The sequence below is a fragment of the Streptomyces pilosus genome, from assembly GCF_014649835.1.
In the GTDB taxonomy this organism is placed as follows: domain Bacteria; phylum Actinomycetota; class Actinomycetes; order Streptomycetales; family Streptomycetaceae; genus Streptomyces; species Streptomyces pilosus.
On the sequence record NZ_BMTU01000006.1, the window covers coordinates 384,730 to 401,686 of the forward strand.

The window sequence follows — 16,957 nt, forward strand, 5'->3', positions numbered from 1 at the left end:
CGCGCCGCGCCGCCCGCGTAGGTGTGGCAGCGCACACTGGCCGGATCCAGTCCCGGGAGGCGTCTCCATGTCACACCGTCCGTTCCCAGGCCGTCGCGCCGTGCTGCGCGGCTCGCTCGCGGCCTCGGCCGCCCTCACGCTGCCCACTACGCTGGGCGCGGCGCCCGCCTTCGCCCGCTCCGGACGCCCGCGGGCCCCCTGGGGCGTGCAGGCGGGCGACGTGACGGCGAACGCGGGACTGGTGTGGGTGCGGTCGGACCGCCCGGCCCGGATGATCGTCGAGACCTCGGCGACCGAGTCGTTCCGGCGTGCCCGCAGTTGGCGCGGTTCGCTGCTCGGCCCGGGCACCGACTTCACCGGCACCACACGGCTGCACGGGCTGCCGCCGGGCGAGCAGATCCACTACCGGGTCCTGCTCGCCGACCCCGACGACCCGCGCCGCGGCGGCGAGCCGGTCACCGGCACCTTCCGTACGGCGCCGGCCCGGCGGCGCGACGGTGTGCGGTTCCTGTGGTCGGGCGATCTGGCCGGGCAGGGCTGGGGCATCAACCCCGACCTCGGCGGCTACCGCATCTTCGACGCGATGGCCCGGCTCGACCCCGACTTCTTCCTGTTCAGCGGCGACACCGTGTACGCCGACGGGCCCGTCGCGGCGACCGCCGCCCTCCCGGACGGCCGCGTCTGGCGGAACGTCACCACCGAGGAGAAGTCCAAGGTCGCGGAGACCCTCGCCGAGTTCCGGGGGAACTTCCGCTACAACCTGCTCGACGAGAACCTGCGCCGGTTCAACGCCCGGGTGCCGTCGATCGTGCAGTGGGACGACCACGAGGTCCGCAACAACTGGTACCCCGGCCAGCGGATCGCGGACACCGACACCCGCTACACGGAGAAGAGCGTCGACGTCCTGGCGGCCCGCGCGCGGCGCGCGTTCGGTGAGTACTTCCCGACGCCGGCACCGCGGCCGGGTGCCCGGGAGGGGCGGATGTACCGGGTGCTGCGGCAGGGACCGCTGCTCGACGTGTTCGTGCTGGACATGCGGACGTACCGGAACGCCAACTCTCCCGGTGACCGGACCGTCGACCCGCAGGGCATCCTCGGGCGGGAGCAACTGGACTGGCTCAAGGGGGAGCTGGCGCGGTCACGGGCGGTGTGGAAGGTGATCGCCGCCGACATGCCGATCGGCCTGGTCGTGCCGGACACCACCGAGGGCCGGCAGCACGTGGAGGCGGTGGCGCAGGGCGATCCCGGGGCACCGCTGGGCCGTGAGCTGCAGATCGCGGAGCTGCTGCGGTTCGTCAAGCACCGGCGGATCACCGGGACGGTGTGGCTGACGGCGGACGTGCACCACACCTCCGCGCAGCACTACCGGCCCGAGCGGGCCGCGTTCGGTGACTTCGAGCCGTTCTGGGAGTTCGTCTCGGGACCGCTGAACGCCGGCGCCTTCCCGGCGAGCGCGCTGGACGGCACGTTCGGTCCGGAGCGGGTGTGGGTGAAGGCGCCGACCGCCTCGAACGTCTCCCCCGCCGACGGGTACCAGTTCTTCGGCGAGGTCGACATCGACGGCGACAGCGGTGAGTTGACCGTGCGGATGCGGGAGCAGGACGGCACCGTGCTGTTCACGAAGACACTGCGGCCGGGCCTGGTCGGTCAGTAACGCGTCACCCGACGCCGAAGCACGCCTTTACCCGTCAGTCACAGGGCGTTCGTGATCAGGAAACACGATTCCTTCACAGTGGCTGTATGAGTCGAGACATGTCTGACGTGACCAACACCCCCGACGGGGGCCCCGCGCACGGCCACCGTCACCCGGCCGGACTCGCCGCCCGGTGCACGGCGGCGTTCCACGCATGGTGGGTACGCCGCCACGGCCACGCGCCGCCGGCGCACGATACCGGCGACGCCCCGCCGCCGTCCGGGGCGTCCGGGGCAAGCGAGCGCGTGCTGCGGCGGATGCGGACGACGGTGAGGGACGAACCGGGCGCGCTGGCCGCGCTGTGCACGGCGCTGGCCGAGCGCCGGGTCGACATCCTGAGCCTGCAGACGCACCCGCTGGGCGAGGACACCGTGGACGAGTTCCTGCTGCGGGCGCCGGCGGGGACCGATCTGACGGCCGCGGTGTCGCACGCCGGGGGCACCGACACCTGGACCGAGCGGGCCGACGCCCACGATCTGGTGGACGCCCCGACCCGGGTGCTGGGGCTGGCCGCCCGCACCGCCACGGACGCCGCCGAACTGCCGCTGGCACTGCGCCAGTTGCTGGGCCGGTGCACGATCCGTTCCCAGCCCGCGGTGTCCGTCTCCGGCCGGACGGCGGAGACCACCGTGCCGCTGGACGGTTCCCTGGAGGGCACCGTGATCCGGCTGCGCGATCCGGAGGGCGGGGTGCTGACCGTGGAGCGGCCGCATCTGCCCTTCACCCCGACCGAGTTCGCCCGCGCCCGGGCCCTGGTGGAGCTGGACGCCCGGCTCGGCCCGAGGATCCCGCGCGGCCGTGATGTGCTCACGCTGCCGGAGGGCAGTGACGTCTCCGTGCGCCGGGCGGACACCGGCGACCTGTCCGCCGCGCTGGCGATGCACGAGCGGTGCTCCCCCGAGACCCTGCGCCGGCGCTACCACGGGCCGGTGGGGGACGCGGACCGCTATCTGAACCACCTGCTCGGTCCCCGCTTCGGGCGGACCCTGGCCGCCCAGACCGCCTCGGGCCGGATCGTCGCCCTCGGTCATCTGCTGTGGGACGGGGACGAGACCGAGGTCGCGCTGCTCGTGGAGGACGCGTGGCAGCGCCGCGGCATCGGCGCGGAGCTCCTCGCCCGGCTGGTGTCGATGGCGGCCCGGGCGGGCTGCGCCCGGGTGTACGCCGTGACGCAGGCGTCCAACACCGGCATGGTCGCCGCGATGCGCGGGCTGGGGCTGCCGCTCGACTACCAGATCGAGGAGGGCACCCTGGTCATCACCGCCCGCCTGGACGGCGTGCCGGCGCAGCGCGCGCGGGAGTCCGGCGACCGGATCGGCCGCTCCTAGGCCGCCGGGTGCGGCCGGGTGCGGCCGGGTGCGGCCGGGTGCCGCCGGGTGCGGCCGGGTGCGGCCGGGTGCGGCCGGGTGCCGCCGGGTGCGGCCGGGTGCGGCCGGGGCGACGGCCCGGCGGGCGGCGCCGGGCCGTCGCGGAGCCCAGGGGCCTCAGCCCTGGGCCAGGGCCTCCGGGCGGGCCGGCGCCGCCTCCCGCTCCCCCAGGGCCGCGTCCAGGTCGGCCCACAGGTCCTCGACGTCCTCCAAGCCGACCGAGAGCCGCAGCAGCCGGTCGCTCACCCCGGCCCCGCGGCGGTCGTCGGCGTCGACGATGCGGTGGCTGATGGACGCCGGGTGCTGGATGAGGGAGTCCACGCTGCCGAGGCTCACCGCCGGGGTGATCAGCCGTACGCCCGCGATCACCTCGTGCGGGTCGCCGTTCACCTCGAAGGAGACCATCGCCCCGCCGATGCGGGGGTAGTGCACCCGGTCCACCCGCGGGTCGGCGGCGAGCCGGGCGGCGAGCTCCGCGGCGTTCGCGGAGGCGGCCCGCACCCGGACCGGCAGGGTCGACAGGCCCCGGAGCAGCAGGTAGCCGGCCAGGGGATGCAGGACGCCGCCGGTGGCGAACCGCACCTGGCGCAACCGTCCCGCGAACTCCTCGTCGCAGGCCACCACGCCCGCCAGGACGTCCCCGTGACCGCCGAGGTACTTGGTGGCGCTGTGCAGCACCAGCCGCGCCCCGTGCTCGGCCGGGCGCTGGAGGACCGGCGTGGCGAAGGTGTTGTCGACGAGCAGCGGCACGGAGCCGCAGGCATGGGCGACGGCCCGCAGGTCGATCTCCGCGAGCGTGGGGTTGGCCGGGGACTCCACCAGCACCAGGCCGGTGTCCGGGCGCAGCGCGTCGGCGACCCCTGCCGGGTCGGTCCAGGTCACCTCGGAGCCGAGCAGCCCGGCGGTCAGCAGGTGGTCGCTGCACCCGTAAAGAGGCCGTACGGCGACGACGTGGCGCAGCCCCATCGAGCCGCGGACCAGCAGGGCGGCGCTGAGCGCGGCCATGCCGCTGGCGAACGCGACCGCCGACTCGGTTCCCTCCAGCCGGGCCAGGGCGGTCTCGAAGCGGGCGACGGTCGGGTTGCCGAGCCGCCCGTAGACGGGCGGGCCGTCCGGTTCGGCGCCGGTGGTGGCGAAGGCGTCGATGCGGGCGGCCTCGGCCCGGCTGTCGTACGAGGGGTAGGTGGTGGACAGGTCGATCGGCGGGGCGTGCAGTCCGAGTCCGGCGAGGTCGTCCCGGCCGGCGTGCACGGCCTCGGTGGCGAGTGCTCTGGTGGTGCGTCGCGTGTCCATGCCCATGTCCATACCGGGAGGGTGAACACCGGACGGGCTCCGGGGACGGATGCCCGTGCTACGTTCGGCAGGTGGCTGAAAGTGTCGTACTGGATCCGGTGGACCTCCATCTGCTGCGGCTGTTGCAGAACGACGCCCGGACGACGTACCGGGACCTCGCCGCCCAGGTCGGGGTCGCGCCGTCGACGTGTCTGGACCGGGTGACCCGTCTGCGCCGCTCCGGCGTGATCCTCGGGCACCGGCTGGAACTGGATCCGGCCAAGCTGGGCCGGGGCCTGCAGGCGTTGCTGTCGGTGCAGGTCAGGCCGCACCGGCGGGAACTGGTGGGGCCGTTCGTCGAGCGCATCAGGGCGCTGCCGGAGTCGCTGACCGTGTTCCACCTGACCGGTCCCGACGACTATCTGGTGCACGTGGCGGTCGCGGACATGGCCGATCTGCAGCGGCTGGTGCTCGACGAGTTCACCTCGCAGCGGGAGGTGGCAAGGGTGGAGACCCGGCTGATCTTCCAGCGGTGGGACTGCGGTCCGATGCTGCCTCCTTCGCCCTCGGCACAATCGGGGTGACGCGCGGCGGGCCGCGTACCAGGATGGTCCGCATGTCACAGACCAACAGCGCCCTCCCCCGTCAGGTCGCCGACGCCTACGTCGACGAGCTCATCGCCCTCGATCCGATCACCGGAACGTTCCTGGGGGTGAAGGAGAGTTCCTCCCGGCTGCCCGACCTCTCGCCCGCCGGTCAGGAGGCGCTCGCCGGGCTCGGCCGGGCCACCCTCGCGCGGCTCGACGAGGCCGAGCGGCTGCCCGGCGCGGACAGCGACATCGAACGCCGCTGCGCGCGGCTGCTGCGCGAGCGGCTGACCGCGGAACTGGCCGTGCACGAGGCCGGCGAGGGACTGCGCTCGGTCGGCAACCTGGGCACGGTCGCGCAGGCGGTGCGCGAGGTGTTCACCGTGACGCCCGCGGAGTCGGAGGAGGACTGGGCGGCGATCGCGGAGCGGCTGCGGGCGGTACCGGCCGCGCTGGCGGGCTACCGCGAGTCCCTCGCCCTGGGGCTGGAACGCAAGCTGTACGCCTCGCCCCGCCCGGCACGGACCTTCGTCGGACAGCTCACCGAGTGGTCGGACACGGGCGAGGGGCGCGGCTGGTTCGAGGACTTCGCGGCCGCGGGGCCCGACGCGCTGCGCGCGGAGCTGGACGAGGGCGCCCGCGCGGCGACCGCGGCCGTGGTGGAGCTGCGGGACTGGATGCGCGACGTGTACGCCCCGGCGATCGAGGGCGCGCCGGACGCCGTGGGCCGGGAGCGCTACGCCCGCTGGTCCCGCTACTACAACGGCACCGATCTCGACCTGGACGAGGCGTACGCGTACGGCTGGTCGGAGTACCACCGGCTGCTGGGCGAGATGCGGAAGGAGGCCGAGAAGGTCCTGCCCGGTGCCGCGACGCCGTGGGTGGCGCTGGCGCACCTGGACGAGCACGGGCGGCACATCGAGGGCGTGGACGAGGTCCGCGAGTGGCTCCAGGGCGTGATGGACCGGGCGATCGAGGCCCTGGACGGCACGCACTTCGACCTGGCCGAGCGGGTGCGGAGGGTGGAGTCGCGGATCGCGCCGGCGGGCAGTGCCGCGGCCCCGTACTACACGCCCCCGTCGGAGGACTTCTCCCGGCCGGGCTGCACCTGGCTGCCCACCATGGGGCTGACCCGCTTCCCGGTCTACGACCTGGTGTCCACCTGGTACCACGAGGGTGTGCCCGGGCACCACCTCCAGCTGGCGCAGTGGGTGCACGTGGCCGAGGACCTGTCCCGCTACCAGGCGTCGGTGGGCCTGGTCAGCGCCAACGCGGAGGGCTGGGCGCTGTACGCGGAGCGGCTGATGGACGAGCTCGGTTTCCTCGCGGACGCGGAGGAGCGGCTGGGCTACCTGGACGCCCAGATGATGCGGGCGACCCGGGTCATCGTCGACATCGGCATGCACCTGGAGCTGGAGATCCCGGCGGACTCGCCGTTCCACCCGGGTGAGCGCTGGACGCCGGAGCTGGCCCAGGAGTTCTTCGGGGCGCACAGCAGCCGTCCGGCGGACTTCGTGGAGAGCGAGCTGACGCGCTACCTGACGATCCCGGGCCAGGCGATCGGCTACAAGCTCGGTGAGCGGGCGTGGCTGCTGGGCCGGGAGAAGGCCCGCGAGCGGCACGGGGACGCCTTCGACCTCAAGGCCTGGCACATGGCCGCGCTGTCGCAGGGCTCGCTGGGCCTGGACGACCTGGTGGACGAACTGTCGGCGCTGTGAGCCGGGCCGGCGCCCGGATCAGCGCCGGAATCCGCCCTCCGAGTCGATGACCTGACCGGTGATCCAGTCCGCCTCGTCCGTGGCCAGCCACGCGATGAGGCGGGCGGGGTCGTCGGGCATGCCCCAGCGGCCGGCGGGGAAGAGGGCGGCGATGGCGTCGTAGGTGTCGCCGCTCAGGTAGTCCGTGTCCACCGGGCCCGGGTTGACGGTGTTCACGGTGATCGCGTGTGCGGCGAGGGCGGTCGCCAGGGAGCGCGTGACGGAGGCGAGCGCGCCCTTCTGGAGGGCGTAGGCGATCTCGCCGGGCATGCCGCCGGCGATGTCCTGCCCGGAGGTCATCATGACGACGCGTCCGCCCGGGGTGCGGGGCGGCAGCGCGGCGCGGTGCCGGGCGTGGGCCTGGACGAGCAGCATCACCGAGCGGGTGTCGACGGCCCAGTGCGCGTCGAGCATGGCGGCGTCGACCGTGTCGAGGTCGCCGTCGGAGCCGCTGAGGGCGTGGTTGGCGACGAGGATGTCGAGCCGTCCGCCGAGCGCCTCCACCGCGCGGGCGTGCAGTTCCGCGGGGGCCGCCGGGTCGGCGAGGTCACCCGGCCCGGCGACGACGCGTGCGCCGGGGTCGCCGAGGGCCTCGCGCACCGAGGCGATCACGTCCTCGGTGCGGTCGGCGCCCCAGGGCATGGCGGCGTCGTGCGGCACGTGGTGATGCAGGTAGACGGCGGCTCCGTAGGCGGCGAGCCGTCGCGCGACGGCGTGTCCGATGCCGCCGCGCCGGCTGGCCCCGGTGACCAGCGCGGTCCGGCCGCGCAGGGGCAGGGGGTCACGGCGCAGGGCTTGTGGGGCGGGGGGCGGAAGCTTGGGCATGATGGCCCATCATGGACGGCGCCCGGGCCGGGCGCACGCGGATTTCCCCTTCCCCGGACGGCGAGGGGGACGGGCGCCGCGGACTCCTCGTGCTGCTCCCGGCCGGTGACGCCGGCGGGGGTCTTCAGCAGCCGCAGTCGTCGGTGCCCGCGGGGGCCGTGAGCGGGTCGGGGGCGTGCCGCTCGCGCCCGTGCCGGGTCTCGAACTCCAGGCCCTCGCGCACCCAGTACTCAAAACCGCCGAGCATCTCCATGACCCGGTAGCCGAGTTCGGCCAGGGCGAGTGCCGAGCGGGCCGCGCCGTCGCAGCCGGGACCCCAGCAGTACGTCACCACGGGCACCGACGGATCGAGGAGCCGGGCGGCCCGCTCGGGGACGAGCGCGGTGGGCAGGTGCAGCGCGCCGGGAACACGGCCCTGGTCCCAGGCTTCGGCGGAGCGGGAGTCGACGAGGACGAATCCGGGGTCGCCGCCGGCCGCGAGCGCGGCGGCCACGTCGGCGACGTCGGCGTGGAAGGCGAGGCCGGCGCGGAAGTGGGCAGCGGCCTCGGCCGGGGAGGCGGGCGCGACGCGCAGGACGGGGTTCACGGCGGTGGTGGTCATGGGGAAGACGCTACGGCGGCGGAGTCCGGCCCTGAAGGGGAAATCAGCGGCGTCGGACTTGATCGGCCGGGATTCGCCCTGCTACTTCTCGACGATGACCGCGTATTCACCGGACGCCACCGACTGGCGCATTCTCGACGTCCTCCAGCGGGACGGACGGGCCAGTTTCGCCGAACTCGCCCGCGCCGTCTCGATGTCCGCGAGCGCGGTGACCGAGCGGGTGCGCCGTCTGGAGGAGGCCGGGGTCATCCGGGGGTACGCGGCGGTGGTCGACCCGGAGCGGCTCGGGCTGCCGATCCTGGCGTTCGTCCGGCTCCGCTACCCGACCGGGAACTACAAGCCGTTCCACGACCTCGTCGCCGCGACACCGGAGATCCTGGAGGCGCACCACGTGACGGGCGACGACTGCTTCGTCATCAAGGTCGCCGCCCGGTCGATGCGGCATCTGGAGGAGGTGTCGGGCCGGATCGGCGGGCTCGGCTCGGTGACCACCAGCGTCGTCTACTCGTCCCCGCTGCCGCGCCGTCCCCTGGGCCGCTGAGACGTCACCGGCCCGCCGCGCGCTGCAGCAGCCGCGAACCCGAACGGGTCTTCACGACCTCCAGCTGGGCGTGTATCCGCCGCCGCAGGTCGGCGACGTGGCTGACGATGCCGACGCTGCGGTCGCGTTCCCGCAGGGAGTCCAGGACGTCGAGGACCTCGTCGAGCGTCTGGTCGTCGAGGCTGCCGAAGCCCTCGTCGATGAAGAGGGTGTCCAGCCGGACCCCGCCCGCCTCGTCGGTGACGACGTCCGCGAGTCCGAGGGCGAGGGCGAGGGAGGCGAAGAACGTCTCGCCGCCCGAGAGGGTCGCGGTGTCGCGCTCCCGTCCGGTCCAGGCGTCGACGACGTGCAGTCCGAGGCCGCTGCGGCCGCGGCCGGTGCGGCCGTCGGAGTGCACGAGGGTGTAGCGGCCGGACGACATGCGGTGCAGCCGTACGGTCGCGGCGGCGGCGACCTGTTCCAGCCGGGCGGCGAGGACGTACGACTCCAGGCGCATCCGGTGTTCGTTGTCCGCGGAGGTGCCGGCGGCCAGACCCGCCATGCGGGCCACCCGGTCGTACTCCTCGCGCAGGGGACCCAGCCGGCGTATCGAGGCGGCGGTCCGCGCGGACAGCCGGTCGAGTTCCGCGCAGCGCCGGGCGGCGGCGTCCCGCGCGGAGGCGGCCTCGCGCACCCGGCGGCCGGCGTCCTGCGCCGCCCGCCGGGCCGCGGCGAGGTCGGCGGGCGGCTGCTGCGCGGCGGCCGCCGTCCCCGGTTCGGCGAGGACGGCCCGCACGGTGGCCTCCTCGTGCTGCCGGGCGTCCAGGCGGTGCTGGAGTTCCCGGTGGGCCGCGTCGTCCAGGAGGGCGTCGGCGGCGGCCTGCGGGGTGTCGAAGCCCGCGCGGAAGGCGGCGTCGGCGAGACGGGCGTCGGCTTCCTTCAGCCGCCGGGCGGCTTCCCCGGCGGCTCGGGCGGCGTCGGCGGCCTCCGTGAGCCGTGCGGCACGCTGCTCCAGCTGGGCGGCGCGGTCGGCGACGCTGGGGGCGTCCCCGCGCGCCCGGGCGAGCTCCTCCTCCAGCGCCGCGCGTTCCCGGTCCAGGCGCTCGCGGTGGCCGACGCGGGAGGCGGTCCGGACGGCAGCCTCGCGCTGGGCGGTGATCCGCAGTCCGTGTTCCCGTTCGGCGGCGCGCAGCCGTTCCTGCGCGGAGTGCAGCGCGGAGGCGGCGTCCCGGGCCAGGGTGTGCTGCCGCTCCAGTTCCACGACGGCTCGGGCGAGTTCCCCGGTGGGGGTGTCACCGGCCTCGGCGCTCGCGGCGGCCCGTGCCTCCCGGACGGTGGCGTGCCGCTGTTCGGCCTCGGTGCGCCGCGCGTCCGCGGCCCGGTAGTCGGCGAGCGCCCGCTCCTCCGTCTCGCGGTCGACGTGGCCGTCGACCTTGCGGGCGGGGGCGGGGTGTTCGGTGGCGCCGCAGACGGCGCAGGGGGATCCGTCGGCGAGGCCGGCGGCCAGTTCGGCGGCGATGCCGTTGAGCCGCTGTTCCTTGAGGTCGAGCCAGCGCTGCTGGGCCGCGAGGGCGTCCTCCCGGGCGGCGTCGGCCTGTTCGGCGGCGGTGCTGGTCTCCTCGGCCAGCCGGTCGCGGGTGCGCGCCGCGTCGAGCCGCTGCCGGGCGGGGTCGATCCGCACGGCGAGTTCCCGGGCGGTGGTCGCGGCCTGCTGGGCGGACTCGATGCGGGTCTGGAGGCCGGAGCGGGTCTCCTCCCAGTCCGCGAGCCAGGTCTCGGTGTCCTGGAGGATGTCGTCGTCGGCGCGTTCCTGCCGGTCCAGGTCGGCGCGTTCGCCGTGGAGTTCGGTCAGGCGCCGTTCGGCGCGGCGGGCCGCCTCCAGACCGCCCAGTTCCTCGGCGGCCCGGCGGGCGGCGCCCGCGAGCCCGGCCGCTCCCGCGTCGGCGAGGGCCGCCGGGAGCAGGGCACGTGCCCGCGTCTCGGCGTGTGCGGCGCGCCGGTGCTCGGTGTCGGCGGCGTCGCGCAGTTCCAGGGCGGGGCCGACGATCTCCGCCTTGCGGGCCCGCTCCATGCGGAGGCGGTCCTCCCGGTGGGCCGCGGAGCTCTCCTCCAGTCGTGCCGCCCGGTCCCGCGCCTCGGCGTACCGGCGTTGCAGCCGCTCCCGTTCGCGGACGCCTTCCAGGGCGCGGTCGGCGGCGGTCTGGGCGGACTCGGCGGCGGTGAGGCGGGAGTGCGCGACGGTGAGCTGTTCGCGCGCGGTGCTGCGGGCGACGGCGGCGGCGGTGAGCACGGCCCCGGCCAGTCCCGGTTCGCCAGGCGTCAGCTCCGGCAGCTCCATGCCGCCGTCCGCGGCCTGCTGCATCCGGTGGGCGTCGGCCAGCAGGTCGGCGTCGCCCTCGCGCACCCGGGCCTCGGTGGCTCTCCTGCGCTCGGCGAGGCGCTTCTCGACGTCGGCGAAGCGGCGGGTGTCGAAGAGGCGGCCCAGCAGTTTGCCGCGCGCTTCGGCGTCGGCGCGCAGGAACCGTGCGAAGTCGCCCTGCGGCAGCAGGACGACCTGGCAGAACTGCTCCCGGCTCATGCCGAGGAGCTGGGTGATCTCCTCGCCGATCTCCTGGTGTGAGCGGCTGAGGTCCTTCCACGTTCCCGCGACCGCGTCGCGTTCGCGCAGCCAGGTCTGGGCCTTGTCCAGGGTGGTGCCGGTGCCGCGCTTCTTGGGGCGCTCCCAGGGCGGCTGCCGGGTGATCTCCAGGTGGCGTCCGGCGACGGTGAGTTCGAGGGTGACCTGGGTGCGCGTGCCCGGGGCGGCGTGGTCGCTGCGCAGCGTCATGCCCTGGCCGCTCTGCCGGGCCCCGGGGACGGAGCCGTACAGGGCGTAGCAGACGGCGTCGAGGACGGAGGTCTTGCCGGCGCCGGTGGGGCCGTGCAGCAGGAACAGGCCCGCGGCGGACAGCTCGCCGAAGTCGACGCTCTGGGTGCCGCCGAAGGGGCCGAAGGCGGTGATGTCCAGCCGGTGCAGTCTCATCGCGCCGGCTCCGCGACCGCGTCGTGCGCCCGGACCTCGTCGAAGGCGTCCCGCAGGACCGCCCGTTCGTGCGCGTCGGGGCCGGCGCCGCGTACGTGGGCGACGAAGTCCTCGGCGATCTGCTGGTCGTCGCGCCCGGCGAGACGGCGGGCGTAGGAGACGCCGGGGTCGTCGGCGGTGCGGGCCGGGTCGAAGACGAGGCTGAGGGTGTGCGGGAAGCGCTCGGTGAGCCGCGCCATCGGGTCGGCCGGCCGGACCGGGTCGGTGAGCGTCGCCTCGATCCACGCCTCCTCGTGCGGGGCCAGGGCGGGGTCGGCGAGCAGGTCCTCCAGGGTGCCGCGGATCCGGGCCAGCGCGCGCGGCACGGGGCAGTCGATCCGCTCGGCGGTGACGGCCCCGTCGGCGGCCAGGTCGACGAGCCACATCGTCTTGCGGTGGGCGGCCTCGGAGAAGGAGTACGGCAGCGGCGACCCGGAGTAGCGGACGCGGTCGGTGAGGGTCTGGCAGCCGTGCAGGTGGCCCAGCGCCACGTAGTCCACGCCGTCGAACACCCCGGCGGGCACGGCGGCGACCCCGCCGACGGTGATGTCCCGTTCGCTGTCGCTGGGTTCGCCGCCGGTGACGAAGGCGTGGGCGAGGACGACGGAGCGGGTTCCGGCCTCCCGGCCCGCGAGGTCCGCCCGGACGCGGTCCATGGCGGCGGTGAGCACCTTCTCGTGTCCGGCTCCCTCCACCCCGAACTCGTCCCGGACGAGCGCGGGTTCCAGGTAGGGCAGCCCGTAGACGGCGACGTCCCCGTGCTCGTCGGACAGCACCACCGGGGTGCCGCACGCGGCCGGCTCGGTCCGCAGGTGGATGCCCGCCCGCCCCATGAGTCCGGCGCCGACGCCGAGGCGCCGGGCCGAGTCGTGGTTGCCGGAGATCATCACCGTCGGCACGCCGAGGTCGGCGAGGCGGTGCAGGGCGTCGTCGAACAGCTCCACCGCGGCGAGCGGGGGCACCGCGCGGTCGTACACGTCTCCCGACACGACCACCGCGTCCACGTCGTGCTCACGCACGGTGGTGACGAGGTGGGCGAGGAACTCGGCCTGGGCCCCGAGCATGCCGACCCGGTGGAAGGACCGGCCGAGGTGCCAGTCGGAAGTGTGCAGCAGTCTCATGATTCCCGCAGCGTAACCGCCGGGTCCGACAGCACGGGCGGTTACTCCCGTATCGCTCCGTCATGACCCGGTGCCGTTTTGCCCGTTATGTGCCACTTAATAAGATATGTCCTGACGGTCACGCGTCCCCGTACGCCTCCCCGCCCAGTTCGAACCCGGCCGTGCCGGCGGTCGTGTCGGCGAGCCAGGCGCGGAAGGCGGGCACGTCGGCGTCGGGGAGGCCGATCTCGAGGGTGACCTCCTCGCCGTAGCGGACGTCGCGCACCTCGCGTCCGGTGGCGCGCAGGTCGTTCTGGACCTTCCCGGCCCGCTGGTGGTCGACGGTCACCGTGGCGAGGCGGAAGCGGCGCCGGGTGAGGGTGCCGAGGCTGTCCAGCGCCTCGCCCACGGCGCCGCCGTAGGCGCGGATGAGTCCGCCCGCGCCGAGCTTGACGCCGCCGTAGTAGCGGGTGACGACGGCGACGACGTACCGCATGTCACGGCGGAGCAGCATCTGCAGCATGGGGACGCCGGCGGTGCCGCCGGGTTCGCCGTCGTCGGCGGCCTTCTGGATGGAGGCGTCGGCGCCGATGACGTAGGCGAAGCAGTTGTGGGTGGCGTCGGCGTGCTTCTTTCGGACGGCGGCGATGAACTCCTGCGCCTCCTGCTCGGTGGCCGCCGGGGCGAGAGCGCACAGGAAGCGGGAGCGGTTGATCTCGGTCTCGTGCACGCCCGCGCGGGCGACGGTGCGGTACTCGTCCTGCATCCGGCCAGCCTATGCGCCGCCGCGCGGGCGGATGCCGCGGCTACCGGTTCCGGCCGCGGGGCACGGTCACCGAGGTCAGCAGGGCGGTGCGCGGGGCGAGGTCGCGCCATGCGGCGCCGCGCCAGGACAGCACGGCGATCGCGGAGGTGGGGAACTTGGCGCCCACCCGGTCCAGGGTGTCGTCGAGGCCGTCGCCGGCCAGGGTGAGGACGAGTTCCTGCAGACCGGGGTTGTGGCCGACCAGCAGCAGCGTCTCCACCTCGGCGGGCGCCTCGCGGATCACGGCCAGCAGGTCGGGGACCTCGCCATGGTAGAGGCGCGGGTCGTGGCGGACCGGCGGGGGCGTGCCCCACTGCGCGGCGGCCAGTTCCCAGGTCCGGCGGGCGCGGACGGCGGTGGAGCACAGGGCGAGGCCCGGCAGGCAGTCGGCGTCGGCGAGCGCGCGTCCGGCGGCGGGGGCGTCCCGGTCGCCGCGCGCGGCGAGGGGGCGTTCGTGATCGGTGACGCCCTCCGGCCGGGCGGACTTGGCGTGGCGCAGGACGACCAGGCGGCGCAGCGGTCCGGCGCCGGCGCGTTCGATCATGCCGGGGATCCCACGTCATGGGTGAGGTCGAGGCCGAGGAGGCGGTCGGCGTAGGCGTAGGTCTCGAAGCGGGCGCCCTCCGGCAGGTCCGGGTCCTGCTCCACCGCGCGCAGCACGCGCAGCACGCCGGCCGTGTCCAGGTCGTCCTCCCACGCCGAGCGCAGGTCGCCGCGGACGGAGTCGGGGACGGGCCGGGAGGGCCGGTGCGCCCAGCCGGCGACCGCGCGGCGCCAGCGGGCGAGGGTGTCGCGGGCGTCGCCCAGGGCGGCCGCGTCGACCGTCACGGGGGTGCTCGCGGAGTGCGTGAGCAGGGCCAGGCGCAGGACGGCGGGGTCGGTGTCGCCCGGCGGGCCGGGAGCCTCCCAGCGCACGGCCGCCACGGCGACGCGCACGCCGCCGGGGGGTGCGCCGCCGCCGGGGGGTGCGCCGCCCTCCCCCACCACGTGCAGCACCTGCGCCTCGCCCAGTCCCGCGCCGGTGTCGCCGCCGTCCTCGAAGGGGCGGACGCCGAGCGCGGCGCCCGCCGCCCGGAGTTCCGCCCGCTGCCGCTCGCCGGTGAGCAGCGCCCAGACGGGCGTGCCGCCGAGCTCCAGGGCGCGTACGAGCAGGTCGGCGACGAGCAGCACGCGCAGGCCGGTCGGATCGGGACCCTCGGCGTGGGCCTCGACCCGGGTCAGGCCCCGCCGGGCGGGGGCGGCGTCGACGGATTCGCCGGTACGGGCGTCGGTGATGCGCAGCACGAGGTGAGCGTAGGCGCGCGAGCGGGCGTACGCAGGTATCTGGCCGCGCTTTTCGGGGCGCCGTGCCCGGATCCCGCGCCGGGTGGCGGGAATCACGGCGCGCCCCGCTTCGTTGTGGAGGCGACAGCTTTCTCACGACTGCCGGGAGGCCCAGGGTGTACGGCGACGAGGCGACGGTCCGGAAGATCCTCACCGGGCTCGGTGACACCTGGGCCGTGGTGGGCCTGTCGTCGAACCGGCAGCGCGCGGCCTACGGGGTCGCCGAGGTGCTCCGGCGGTTCGGCAAGCGCGTGGTGCCGGTGCACCCCAAGGCGGAGACCGTGCACGGCGAGCGGGGCTACGCCTCGCTGGCGGACATCCCCTTCGAGGTGGACGTGGTGGACGTGTTCGTCAACAGCGACCTGGCCGGGGCCGTCGCCGACGAGGCGGTGGCCAGGGGCGCCCGGGCGGTGTGGTTCCAGCTCGGCGTCGTCGACGAGGCCGCCTACGCGCGCACGCGTGCGGCGGGCCTGGAGATGGTGATGGACCGCTGCCCGGCGATCGAGATACCCCGGCTCGCCTAGGTCCCCGCGGGGGCGCGGACCGGTCAGTCGTGCGGGGGCCGGTCCCCGATCCGGTGGTCGGCGACGTTCAGCGCCTCGTCGACCAGTCGCCGCAGATGGCCGTCGCGCAGGGAGTAGACCACCCGGCGGCCCTCCTTCCGGGTGTCCACCAGTCCCGCGAGACGCAGCCGCGCCAGGTGCTGACTGACCGCCGGCCGCGCGGCCCCGCAGGCCTCGGTGAGCGTGGTGACGTCGGCCTCACCGCCCGCCAGGGCGTGCAGCAGGGCGAGCCGGGTGCGGTCGCCGAGCAGGGCGAGCAGCTCGGCCGCGAGTGCGAACTGCTCCTCGCCGGGAGGATGCGGATGCGCCTCGTCCGCGGCCGACAGGTGCATGCGTGCGCTCATACGCACATAATGGCTCCGTGGACCCGCTGACGTCCACCTCGCGCTCCACAGGACAGCGGAAGGGGACGCCCGTGAGCGACCGGCACCGCCACGACCACCCGCACCACCCGCACGACCAGGCGCACCACCCGCACGACCACCCGCACCGCCCGACGTCACCGCGGCACCGTCTCCTCCGGTTCCTCACCCCGCACTCGCACGCCGGCGCCGACCGGCTCGACCCGGCCCTGGAGTCGTCGGCCAGGGGCCTGCGCGCCCTGTGGGTATCCCTGACGGTGCTCGGCGTGACGGCGCTGGCGCAGGCAGCCGTGGTGGCCCTCTCCGGTTCGGTGGCGCTGCTCGGCGACACGGTGCACAACGCCGCCGACGCCCTCACCGCCGTCCCGCTGGCCATCGCCTTCCTGCTGGGCCGGCGCCCCGCCGACCGCCGTTTCACCTACGGTTACGGGCGCGCCGAGGACCTGGCCGGACTCGTCGTCGTGCTGGCCATCGCCGCGTCCGCGGCCTTCGCGGGCTGGACCGCGCTCGCCAGGCTGCTGGACCCGCGTCCGGTGGACCATCTGCCGGTGGTCGCCGCCGCGGCCCTGGTCGGCTTCGCGGGCAACGAGTGGGTGGCCCGCTACCGCATCCGCGTCGGACGGTCCATCGGCTCGGCCGCGCTGGTCGCCGACGGGCTGCACGCCCGGACGGACGGGTTCACCTCACTGGCCGTGCTGCTGAGCGCCGGCGGGGCGGCTCTGGGGTGGCGGTACGCGGACCCGCTGGTGGGGCTCGCGATCACGGCGGCGATCGTCCTGGTGCTGCGGGACGCCGCGCGGGAGGTGCTGCGGCGGATGATGGACGCGGTGGACCCCCGGCTGGTCGACCTGGCCGAGCGCACGCTGACCACGGTCCCGGGGGTGCGCGGGGTGGGCGAGCTGAGGCTGCGCTGGATCGGTCACCGGCTGCGCGCGGAGGTGGCGGTGGTGGTGGACGGCGAGGCCACGGTGCGGGAGGCGCACCGTGTCGCGGTGGACGCCGAGCACGCGTTGCTGCACGCCGTCCCCCGGCTGACCGCGGCCCTGGTCCACGCCGACCCGGAACCGGTTCCGGGCGGAGCGGATCCGCATCTGCCGCTGGCCCACCACACCGCGGGCTGA

General features: G+C 75.2%; 16 protein-coding genes. 7 read left to right on the forward strand and 9 right to left on the reverse strand.

The window, feature by feature from the left end; all coding sequences use genetic code 11:
• Window positions 1–67: 67 nt before the first annotated feature.
• Together IE118_RS18395 and IE118_RS18400 are read left to right on the forward strand one after the other, a co-directional pair.
• The gene (locus IE118_RS18395; RefSeq protein ID WP_189559025.1) at window positions 68–1,654 is read left to right on the forward strand and encodes an alkaline phosphatase D family protein; all 1,587 of its coding nucleotides are present in this window, start codon (window positions 68–70) and stop codon (window positions 1,652–1,654) included.
• Window positions 1,655–1,752: 98 nt separating this feature from the next.
• Window positions 1,753–3,021 (forward strand): GNAT family N-acetyltransferase, encoded by a 1,269-nt coding sequence (locus IE118_RS18400; RefSeq protein WP_229846848.1) that lies wholly within the window; start codon window positions 1,753–1,755, stop codon window positions 3,019–3,021.
• Window positions 3,022–3,177: 156 nt separating this feature from the next.
• Here IE118_RS18400 and IE118_RS18405 read toward each other — a convergent pair whose 3' ends face one another.
• Window positions 3,178–4,353 (reverse strand): trans-sulfuration enzyme family protein, encoded by a 1,176-nt coding sequence (locus IE118_RS18405; protein ID WP_373298367.1) that lies wholly within the window; start codon window positions 4,351–4,353, stop codon window positions 3,178–3,180.
• A 71-nt stretch (window positions 4,354–4,424) separates the two neighbouring features.
• On the opposite strand from IE118_RS18405, the gene IE118_RS18410 reads away from it, so the two are divergent.
• Together IE118_RS18410 and IE118_RS18415 are read left to right on the forward strand one after the other, a co-directional pair.
• Window positions 4,425–4,916, forward strand: a complete 492-nt coding sequence (locus IE118_RS18410; RefSeq protein WP_189559028.1) for an Lrp/AsnC family transcriptional regulator — start codon at window positions 4,425–4,427, stop codon at window positions 4,914–4,916.
• A gap of 32 nt (window positions 4,917–4,948) precedes the next feature.
• The gene (locus IE118_RS18415) at window positions 4,949–6,637 is read left to right on the forward strand and encodes a DUF885 domain-containing protein (protein WP_189559029.1); all 1,689 of its coding nucleotides are present in this window, start codon (window positions 4,949–4,951) and stop codon (window positions 6,635–6,637) included.
• A gap of 18 nt (window positions 6,638–6,655) precedes the next feature.
• Here the strand turns inward: IE118_RS18415 and IE118_RS18420 are convergent, their stop codons facing one another.
• Together IE118_RS18420 and IE118_RS18425 are read right to left on the reverse strand one after the other, a co-directional pair.
• A complete protein-coding gene (locus IE118_RS18420; RefSeq protein WP_189559030.1) occupies window positions 6,656–7,501 on the reverse strand; it encodes an SDR family oxidoreductase in 846 nt (281 codons plus the stop codon).
• 124 nt (window positions 7,502–7,625) lie between these two features.
• Entirely contained in the window at window positions 7,626–8,102 is a 477-nt protein-coding gene (locus IE118_RS18425) for a rhodanese-like domain-containing protein (protein ID WP_189559031.1), read from the reverse strand.
• A 94-nt stretch (window positions 8,103–8,196) separates the two neighbouring features.
• Here IE118_RS18425 and IE118_RS18430 point away from each other — a divergent pair, with 94 nt between their 5' ends.
• Window positions 8,197–8,643 (forward strand): Lrp/AsnC family transcriptional regulator, encoded by a 447-nt coding sequence (locus IE118_RS18430; RefSeq protein ID WP_189559032.1) that lies wholly within the window; start codon window positions 8,197–8,199, stop codon window positions 8,641–8,643.
• A 4-nt stretch (window positions 8,644–8,647) separates the two neighbouring features.
• Here the strand turns inward: IE118_RS18430 and IE118_RS18435 are convergent, their stop codons facing one another.
• The 5 genes from IE118_RS18435 to IE118_RS18455 all read right to left on the reverse strand — a co-directional run bounded on the left by IE118_RS18435 (window position 8,648) and on the right by IE118_RS18455 (window position 14,911).
• Window positions 8,648–11,644, reverse strand: coding sequence for an AAA family ATPase (locus IE118_RS18435; protein WP_189559033.1), 2,997 nt, complete (start codon window positions 11,642–11,644; stop codon window positions 8,648–8,650).
• Window positions 11,641–12,804, reverse strand: a complete 1,164-nt coding sequence (locus IE118_RS18440) for an exonuclease SbcCD subunit D (protein ID WP_189559034.1) — start codon at window positions 12,802–12,804, stop codon at window positions 11,641–11,643. Before IE118_RS18440 ends, IE118_RS18435 begins: the two co-directional genes overlap by 4 nt.
• A 118-nt stretch (window positions 12,805–12,922) precedes the next feature.
• Window positions 12,923–13,549: a YigZ family protein gene (locus IE118_RS18445; RefSeq protein ID WP_189559035.1), complete on the reverse strand. Its 627-nt coding sequence runs from the start codon at window positions 13,547–13,549 to the stop codon at window positions 12,923–12,925.
• A 40-nt stretch (window positions 13,550–13,589) separates the two neighbouring features.
• On the reverse strand, window positions 13,590–14,132 hold the full coding sequence (locus IE118_RS18450) for a SixA phosphatase family protein (protein WP_189559036.1): 543 nt from the start codon (window positions 14,130–14,132) through the stop codon (window positions 13,590–13,592).
• Window positions 14,129–14,911 (reverse strand): hypothetical protein, encoded by a 783-nt coding sequence (locus tag IE118_RS18455; protein ID WP_373303197.1) that lies wholly within the window; start codon window positions 14,909–14,911, stop codon window positions 14,129–14,131. The genes IE118_RS18450 and IE118_RS18455 overlap by 4 nt, the downstream gene beginning before the upstream one ends.
• Window positions 14,912–15,027: 116 nt before the next feature.
• On the opposite strand from IE118_RS18455, the gene IE118_RS18460 reads away from it, so the two are divergent.
• The gene (locus IE118_RS18460) at window positions 15,028–15,435 is read left to right on the forward strand and encodes a CoA-binding protein (protein WP_189559038.1); all 408 of its coding nucleotides are present in this window, start codon (window positions 15,028–15,030) and stop codon (window positions 15,433–15,435) included.
• A 23-nt stretch (window positions 15,436–15,458) separates the two neighbouring features.
• Here IE118_RS18460 and IE118_RS18465 read toward each other — a convergent pair whose 3' ends face one another.
• The gene (locus tag IE118_RS18465; RefSeq protein WP_189559039.1) at window positions 15,459–15,818 is read right to left on the reverse strand and encodes an ArsR/SmtB family transcription factor; all 360 of its coding nucleotides are present in this window, start codon (window positions 15,816–15,818) and stop codon (window positions 15,459–15,461) included.
• Window positions 15,819–15,889: 71 nt separating this feature from the next.
• Here IE118_RS18465 and IE118_RS18470 point away from each other — a divergent pair, with 71 nt between their 5' ends.
• Window positions 15,890–16,957 (forward strand): cation diffusion facilitator family transporter, encoded by a 1,068-nt coding sequence (locus IE118_RS18470; RefSeq protein ID WP_189559040.1) that lies wholly within the window; start codon window positions 15,890–15,892, stop codon window positions 16,955–16,957.